Consider the following 1,199-nt stretch of genomic DNA (forward strand, 5'->3'; position numbering starts at 1 on the left):
AAAATCGATACTGCTATTCATTGTACACCCCCAAAGATTTGTTCTCTCAAACAAGCCAATCCTCTAGATGTAATTTTTGTTGAAGGCAGCACCTTTTCTGTTCCATCCGGTCTTTGAATGGTAATAGCAGGGCAATCCATGAATCCTTTCTTGATTTTATCCTGATAAGGTAACAACGGACCACTTGGAGCACGTCGATAAACCCAATCATGTTTACGCAAATAATCGGTTAAATCCTTTGGTCGTACTTCAAGCATTTTTGCTGCTTCAATAAGACCAAACAACCCATCAGAGCGCTTTAAGCCTTCAAGTGCTTTTGCTTTCGGAGTTAATTCGGCAATGACATGATCTTTGCGTTCATTCTCGTCTTTTAAATGCGTCAATACACCAAGCATAACTTGTGGACTTGAGTAGTCAATTTGCGGAACAGCTACTTGCCTTTCCAATTCTTGCCAACGGTCAATGATTTTAGCTCGTAAAGCAGTGCTGTAACCAGACACGAGAATTAAACATTCTCGCTTGGGGAGATTATAGCAAGGGAGGATGCGACCTTTTGAATCCTTGTAGAATCCTGAAAAATCACTCAGCCCAAATTTGGGCTCAGTACTTTCAGAGTGTAATTCTCCTAACATTTGCTTAATGTCACGCATAACATGCTTATGTTGTTTACCACACAACTCGGCAATTTCGCGACTGGACATAGTCTGAGAAGAAGCACCATTAGTAGCGCTTTCTTTAATTTCTATAAGAGCGTTCATGTGAACTCTTAGTTGTTAGATGTTTTTCATTGACACTCTAAGAAGAGTGCCGGGTGCTGAAAAACACGGCAACTAGCCCGTCGTTACACTTTCCCCGCAAGGGTATTGTATAGCGTAACCACACCCGACAATATTATTATACGCATGTAGCATATAATGAGTCAAAGTCTTTAATGTATAGAAGACTGATTATTTCGGCAACCAATCCGCTAGTTGTTTTAAGGTGTTTTTCAAGCACCTGATTCGATTATTCATACTCCTGTCATAATGTCAAGCAGTAATATCATTATTTTAAAAATAACTAGAATTTTAAAAATAACTAGAGAGTATTTAACAATGCACTAGACAAAGATGCATCATTGTTTTAGTTCTCGCAAGATAAGTTTATACATATCAGATTCTGAGGCTTGGACATCTGTGATCACGAAGTGCTCTTGAGAA

1 protein-coding gene is annotated in these 1,199 nt (G+C 38.9%); it reads right to left on the minus strand.

Annotated features, from left to right (window positions below):
- Positions 1–17 precede the first annotated feature (17 nt).
- Positions 18–758: a phage regulatory protein/antirepressor Ant gene (locus MCO_RS09690; RefSeq protein ID WP_007554317.1), complete on the minus strand. Its 741-nt coding sequence runs from the start codon at positions 756–758 to the stop codon at positions 18–20.
- Between the last annotated feature and the right edge of the window lie 441 nt (positions 759–1,199).

Origin of the sequence: Bartonella sp. DB5-6 (assembly GCF_000278115.1) — a bacterium.
GTDB lineage: Bacteria > Pseudomonadota > Alphaproteobacteria > Rhizobiales > Rhizobiaceae > Bartonella > Bartonella refiksaydamii.

Excerpts from the sequence above, each read along its gene's own strand:
- MCO_RS09690 (WP_007554317.1), bottom strand. The coding sequence starts at position 758 with ATGAACGCTCTTATAGAAATTAAAGAAAGCGCTACTAATGGTGCTTCT.